At 67.7% G+C, this 6,069-nt stretch carries 7 protein-coding genes and 2 tRNA genes; 3 read left to right on the top strand and 6 right to left on the bottom strand.

The annotated features are described in order from the left end of the window. Window positions 1–341: IclR family transcriptional regulator domain-containing protein (locus WAW85_RS08760; protein ID WP_422559229.1), on the top strand; the 341-nt coding region annotated here is incomplete at its 5' end. Between the two features lie 27 nt (window positions 342–368). Beyond that, the gene (locus WAW85_RS08755; RefSeq protein WP_422559228.1) at window positions 369–920 is read left to right on the top strand and encodes a pyridoxamine 5'-phosphate oxidase family protein; all 552 of its coding nucleotides are present in this window, start codon (window positions 369–371) and stop codon (window positions 918–920) included. 79 nt (window positions 921–999) lie between these two features. Here the strand turns inward: WAW85_RS08755 and WAW85_RS08750 are convergent, their stop codons facing one another. The 6 genes from WAW85_RS08750 to WAW85_RS08725 form a co-directional block, all read right to left on the bottom strand. After that, window positions 1,000–1,917 carry a DUF559 domain-containing protein gene (locus WAW85_RS08750; protein ID WP_422559227.1) on the bottom strand — a complete coding sequence of 306 codons (918 nt, stop codon included), beginning with the start codon at window positions 1,915–1,917 and terminating at the stop codon, window positions 1,000–1,002. A 222-nt stretch (window positions 1,918–2,139) separates the two neighbouring features. Beyond that, window positions 2,140–2,215 (bottom strand) — tRNA-Glu (locus WAW85_RS08745). A 64-nt stretch (window positions 2,216–2,279) separates the two neighbouring features. Then, window positions 2,280–2,351 (bottom strand) — tRNA-Gln (locus tag WAW85_RS08740). A 94-nt stretch (window positions 2,352–2,445) separates the two neighbouring features. Beyond that, window positions 2,446–3,918: a glutamate--tRNA ligase gene (gene gltX, locus WAW85_RS08735; protein ID WP_422559226.1), complete on the bottom strand. Its 1,473-nt coding sequence runs from the start codon at window positions 3,916–3,918 to the stop codon at window positions 2,446–2,448. A 5-nt stretch (window positions 3,919–3,923) separates the two neighbouring features. Next, window positions 3,924–4,760 (bottom strand): alpha/beta fold hydrolase, encoded by an 837-nt coding sequence (locus WAW85_RS08730; protein WP_422559225.1) that lies wholly within the window; start codon window positions 4,758–4,760, stop codon window positions 3,924–3,926. Next, the gene (locus tag WAW85_RS08725) at window positions 4,757–5,527 is read right to left on the bottom strand and encodes a fumarylacetoacetate hydrolase family protein (protein ID WP_422559224.1); all 771 of its coding nucleotides are present in this window, start codon (window positions 5,525–5,527) and stop codon (window positions 4,757–4,759) included. Before WAW85_RS08725 ends, WAW85_RS08730 begins: the two co-directional genes overlap by 4 nt. 66 nt (window positions 5,528–5,593) lie before the next feature. On the opposite strand from WAW85_RS08725, the gene WAW85_RS08720 reads away from it, so the two are divergent. Continuing rightward, window positions 5,594–6,069: MFS transporter (locus WAW85_RS08720; RefSeq protein WP_422559223.1), on the top strand; the 476-nt coding region annotated here is incomplete at its 3' end.

The raw sequence follows: 6,069 nt of genomic DNA, 5'->3' as shown, positions 1-6,069 counted from the left end.
ACACTGTTCCGGTCGGCACCCGCCTGCCGATGACCGCAGGCTCGGCCGCGCGGGTGCTGGCCGCGTTTGCCGATCGGGAGGTCCGCAGTGGCCTGCTCGACGACGCCGTCTACTCCGAACGCAACCTCGCCGAGATCCGCAAACGCGGCTGGGCGCACAGTGCGGGCGAACGCGCCGACGGCGTCGCCAGTGTCTCGGCACCGATCTACGATCCCACCGGCGCGGTGATCGCCGCGGTCAGCGTCTCCGGTCCGATCGACCGGATGGGCCGCCGCCCGGGCGAACGCTGGGCGCAGGATCTCCTCGCCGCGGCCGACCGCATCGGGTCGCGCCTGCGTTGACGGCCGCATCTGGGCTAGCGTCGGAAGATGGGAAGCAACCAGCGCAGCCAGATCGTCATGTCCGACGAGGAGATCGTCGCCTTCATCCACCGCAGCCGCACCGCCACCCTAGCCACCGTCGGCGCGACCGGCCAACCCCACCTCGTCGCCATGTGGTTCGGCGTCATCGACGGCGCCGGAGCCCATCGAGCGGGTGTCAGCCGAACGGGTGTTGAGGCGCTCCCGGAACTGTGGTTCGAGACGAAAGCCAAATCGCAGAAGGCGGTGAACCTGCGTCGCGATCCGCGCGTCACCGTGATGATCGAAGACGGCCTCACCTACGACACCCTGCGCGGCGTCGCCATCGAAGGTACCGCCGCGATCTACGACGACGCCGATAGCTGCCTGCGGACCGGCATCAGCGTGTGGGAGCGTTACAACGGCCCGTACACCGATGAGCTGCGCCCCGCCGTCGACGCGATGATGCACAAACGCGTCGCCGTCCGGATCACCCCCACGCGGGTCCGCTCCTGGGACCACCGCAAGCTGAACCTGCCCGCGCTTCCACTATCGGGCTCCACCGCCCAGCACTACTCCTAGCCCAGTTGTCGCCGATTCCCTGCGCTCAACGATCAGATCCGCGACACTTCGCCGGTGGACCGACGAGAACCGCGACCGATCACGCCGCGCGGGCGAGCTGCCGCCGGATCACCGCGAGCGTCTGCTCCGGACGCTCGACGATGTCGGCCCACGTGAAGTGCAGAACGATCCACCCGGCCGCCGCGAGGACGTTGCCGCGGGTGCGGTCGTGCTGGAATGCCTGCGCATCCGAGTGGTAGGCCATACCGTCGATTTCCACCGCGACCTTCTGTGCCACAAAGGCGACGTCCACCTCGTAGGGCGGCACCGCCGGGTAGTTCAGCTGGCACGGCGGCAGGTCGGCTGTCCGGAACAGGCGCTCGAGGGCCTCGCGTTCGGCCGCCGAGCGGGCACCGCTCTCCGCCACGGTGAGCATCGGTCCCACCGCCGCGGCACCACGACGATGCGGATACCGCCGATGCGCGGCGGCGAGGTCAGCGAGCGTCACCTGCTTGGACTGTAAGGAGCGATCGACGACGGCCATGCCGAGCAGTGCGGCCGAATCGAGCACGGCGAGTGCTCGTGAGCTCGTCCGTACATTGCGGACCGTGACGCAATCGGTGGGATCAAGGCGACGATGCCAGGTCACGACGACGCCGACCGAACGGTGCAGCGGCGTGCGCGCACTGCGCCCGCGCGGCACGTTCACGTGGATCGTCGTCGGCACCGCCGAAGGAAGTCCGTGCCAGTACAGTGCTGCGGGCCCACCCAGCATCGCGTGCGCGCCCAACCCCCAGACTGCGGCCCGGAGACGCGCCGGTGTGGACAAGCGGTGATCGGTGGCGTGGAAGACACCGAAGCCGAGGGCCTGCCACTCACCCGACGCGCACCTTCGCGTGACCGCCGATCGCGACAATCCACACAGTGCTGTCTGCTTCACCGTGATGATCCCGTCCTGCGCGGCGAGGATCCGCCGCACGCGGGCGAGGTCGGGGCCGCCCTGGTTGGTCGCACTCATAGTGATTGGACGCAGCACGAGCCAATCCGGTTCCCCGACACGCCGTCGAGGACCTGCCGTCAGGATCCGACGTCCACCGGTCTGGGCCCGCTATCTGTCGCGAATACTGCCGGTTCCCGTCTCAGTTGTCGCGGATTGTTCATGCCCAGCGACCAGATCCGCGACACCTGTCCACCAGATACAGCAGGGCCCCCGTGACTGCGTCACGGGGGCCCTGCTGTGTGGTAGCCCCGACGGGATTCGAACCCGCGCTACCGCCTTGAGAGGGCGGCGTCCTAGGCCGCTAGACGACGGGGCCCTAGGAACTGCTCGCTAGCGAGCTATTCAATTGTGAGGCACACGGGTATCCCCGGTGTATCTCGCTGGGGTACCAGGACTCGAACCTAGAATGGCGGTACCAGAAACCGCTGTGTTGCCAATTACACCATACCCCAAGGGTTTTCGGTCCCTCCGCGGCGAGCTCTCCGCGTCATTTCGAACCGTGGAGAAGATTACCAAGACCCTCCCCCTAAACGCCAAATCGGGTGGTCAGGAGGCTGCCGCGGCCACATCCCGGGCCTGCGCCAGGCGACGAAGGGACGTGGCGCGGCCCAACACCTCCATCGACTCGAACAGCGGCGGGCTGACCGCCGCACCGGTGACACCCACGCGCACCGGACCGTAGGCCTTGCGCGGTTTGAGCTCCAGACCGTCGATCAGCGCCGCCTGCAGCGCCGCCTCCAGCGCCGGTGCGGTCCACTCCGAGACGGCCTCACACGCGGCGATCGTGGCGTCCAGAACGGGCACTGCGTCGGCGCCGAGGTTCTTCGCCGCCGACTTCTCGTCGAAGGCGAACTCGTCGTCGGAAACGTACGCGAACTTGATCAGCCCCCACGCGTCACCAAGAACCTGCACGCGCGTTTGCACCAAGTCGGCGAGCGGCCGGAAGACAGCATCGTCGATCGGCTCGGCCAGGTGACCGTGCTCGACGAGGAAGTGGCGCAGCCGGCCGGCGAAATTCGCCGGGGCGAGACGGCGGATGTGCTCGGCATTGATCGCATCGGCCTTCTTCTGGTCGAAGCGCGCCGGCGCCGACTTCACATCACGCACATCGAAGGCCGCCGACATCTGCTCCAGCGTGAAGATCTCGTCCTCGGTGGGGCCATTCCAGCCGAGCAGCGCCAAGTAATTCAGCATGCCCTCGGGCAGCAGACCCCGGTCGCGGTGGTGGAACAGGCTCGACTCGGGGTCGCGCTTGGATAGCTTCTTGTTGCCCTCACCGGTCACGAACGGCAGGTGCCCGAACTGCGGGACGCCGTCGGCGATACCCAGCTCAGTCAGCGCCCGGTACAGCGCGATCTGCCGCGGCGTCGACGACAGCAAATCCTCGCCGCGCAACACGTGGGTGATCTTCATTAGCGCGTCGTCGACCGGATTCACCAGCGTGTATAGCGGATCACCGGTTGCCCGGGTCAAGGCGAAGTCCGGAACGGTCCCGGCCTTGATGGTGGTGGTGCCGCGGACCAGATCGTCCCAGCTGAGGTCCTCGTCGGGCATGCGAAGCCGAATCACCGGCTTGCGCCCGTCGGCGAGATGGGCGGCACGCTGCTCGTCGCTCAGGTCGCGATCGAAGTTGTCGTAGCCGAGCTTCGGGTCGCGGCCGGCCGCCCTATGCCGGGCCTCCACCTCGTCGGGAGTCGAGTAGGCCTCGTACGCGTACCCGGCTTCGACCAGCCGATCGACGACGTCGAGGTGCTGCTGCTTGCGTTGCGACTGCCGGTACGGGCCGTACGGGCCGCCGACCTCGGGACCCTCGTCCCAGTCCAGCCCGAGCCAGCGCAGGGCGTCCAGGATCGCCGCGTAACTCTCCTCACTGTCGCGGGCGGCATCGGTGTCTTCGATGCGGAAGACAAAAGTGCCGCCGTCGTGGCGGGCCTGCGCGAAGTTAAACAGCGCGGTGCGGGCCAAGCCAACGTGCGGGGTTCCGGTGGGTGACGGGCAGAAGCGAACGCGGACGGTCATGCCGGTCAGCGTAGTACGTCCCGGAAGAACTCGATCAGGGCGGCGTTGACGGCGGCGGGCTGTTCCAGATAGCCCCAGTGCCCGGCCTCGGCGATCTCCTGATACTGGGCACCCGGAATCGCCTCGCCGACTTCCCGCGCGAGGTGCACCGGGAGCGTCCGGTCATCGGCGAACCCGATCACCAGGCAGGGGCGGGTGATGCCCCGGTACGCGGCGAGCCGATTATCCTTGCGCTCGGGCAGGCCCATTTGCGCCCGGACGCCGGGCGCCCGGCGCTGGCCGCTGAATCCCACGATGTCGAGCCAGTCCTGCGCACTCCGGTCATCGGTGAGCGAATTCGGGGACAGGTTCGACTCCACCGTCACCGCCGCGTAGTACTCGTCGGGCAGCAGGGTGCCGCGATCGTACAAGGCGATCTCGCCAGCCGAAAACGCCGCGATGAGTGGCGTTTGGCGACCGTACGTACCCAGCATGACCGCACCCCGGACCAGGTCCGGCCGGGCCAGCGTGAGTTCCTGCGCAATCCGGGCGCCCAGCGAAGTGCCGACCACCAATGCCGGTCCGCCCAGGTGCTCGATCAGTGCCGCGGTATCCTCGACCATGTCGGTGAGGGTGAAACCTTCTGCGCATTCGCTCGTCGGCGCGATCCCTCGGTTATCGAAAGTCACGACGCGATAGCCCGCCTTGATCAGCGCGGGCTGCTGGTTGGCGTGCCAGACGCGACCCGGACTGCCCGATCCCATGATCATTACCACCAGCGGGCCCGCACCGGCGATCGTGTACGAGACGGTGATGCCGTTGCACTGCACGGTCAGCGGCTGCGCCGCCCCGGGCCGGGTCACTTCTCGACCACAGGGTTGGTCAGGGTACCGATACCTTCGACGGTCACCGCGACCGTCTGACCGGCGGCCATCGGCCCGACGCCGGCCGGCGTGCCGGTCAGGATCACATCGCCGGGCATCAGGGTCATCACTGCCGAAATCCACTCGATAATGTCGCCGACGCTGTGCAGCATCAGGGAGGTTCGGCTGGACTGGCGCTCCGCGCCATCGAGCGTGGTGGAGATCGCCAGGTCCGCCACGTCCAGATCAGTCTCGATCCACGGACCCAGCGGGCAGAAGGTGTCATAACCCTTGCCGCGGGTCCACTGACCGTCGGCCTGCTGCTGGTCGCGCGCAGTGACGTCGTTCGCGACCGTATACCCCAGGATCACCTTGTTCGCCTGCGCGGCCTTGACGTCCTTACAGGGACGGCCGATAACGACGGCCAGTTCGCCCTCGTAGTCGACCCGCTGCGACGACGGCGGGCGCACGATCGGCACCCCCGGCCCGATGATCGCGGTATTGGGCTTGAGAAAGATGACCGGGTTCTCCGGCGGGACCGATCCCATCTCGGCCGCATGATCGGCATAGTTCTTGCCGATGGCGATCACTTTGCTCGCCAGAATCGGCGCCAGCAGTCGGATCTGGTTCAGCGGCCAGATGCGGCCGGTGAACGTCGGCTCCCCGAACGGATGCTCAGCGATCTCCCGGGCAGTCTCGCTCCCCTGCTCGCCCTCAATAGCCGCGAAGGCCATCCCGTCCGGAGTTGCCACGCGCGCGAGTTTCATACCGGCCAGGCTAGCGCAGAGCGCCGCACTCCCACAGTCGAGCACCGCGTTTTATATACTGACACAATGATCCCATCAAATGGGAATGCAAGCGATGTTCCCGCCGCTACCCGACGGTGGGCCATCCTCGTCTGTGCGCTGATCGCCGCGATGACGGCAACCGCAGCCACCAGTGGCTTCGCCTATGTGCTCCCCGCGCTCACCGCCGACGGCATGACGCTGGCCACGGCCAGTCTGCTGGCGGCAGTCCCCACGGTCGGTATCACCGCCGCGATCATCGCGTGGGGTTGGGCACTCGACCGCTTCGGTGAGCGCCGCATTCTGCTGCTGTCCATGACAGTCACGTTGATCGGCACGGTGGGCGCGATGGCGGCAGTGACGGCCGGATCGCCACCCTGGGTGCTCGGGGCAGCGCTGCTCCTCGGCGGCATCGGTTCCGGTGCGGCCAACGGCGCCAGCGGGCGGATCGTCGTCGGCTTCTTCCCCGCCCGGCAGCGCGGCACCGCCATGGGTATCCGGCAGATGGCGCAACCGCTGGGCAT

Origin of the sequence: Gordonia sp. (in: high G+C Gram-positive bacteria), assembly GCF_049299075.1 — a bacterium.
Classification (GTDB): Bacteria; Actinomycetota; Actinomycetes; order Mycobacteriales; family Mycobacteriaceae; genus Gordonia.
The sequence above is the reverse complement of the archived record's forward strand: the minus strand, read 5'-3'. Positions and strand labels throughout refer to the sequence as shown.

Bases quoted from the DNA above. Each gene is read 5' to 3' on its own strand.
- WAW85_RS08755 (WP_422559228.1), top strand. From the start codon at position 369: ATGGGAAGCAACCAGCGCAGCCAGATCGTCATGTCCGACGAGGAGATC.
- WAW85_RS08725 (WP_422559224.1), bottom strand. From the start codon at position 5,527: ATGAAACTCGCGCGCGTGGCAACTCCGGACGGGATGGCCTTCGCGGCT.
- WAW85_RS08750 (WP_422559227.1), bottom strand. From the start codon at position 1,917: ATGAGTGCGACCAACCAGGGCGGCCCCGACCTCGCCCGCGTGCGGCGG.
- gltX (WP_422559226.1), bottom strand. From the start codon at position 3,918: ATGACCGTCCGCGTTCGCTTCTGCCCGTCACCCACCGGAACCCCGCAC.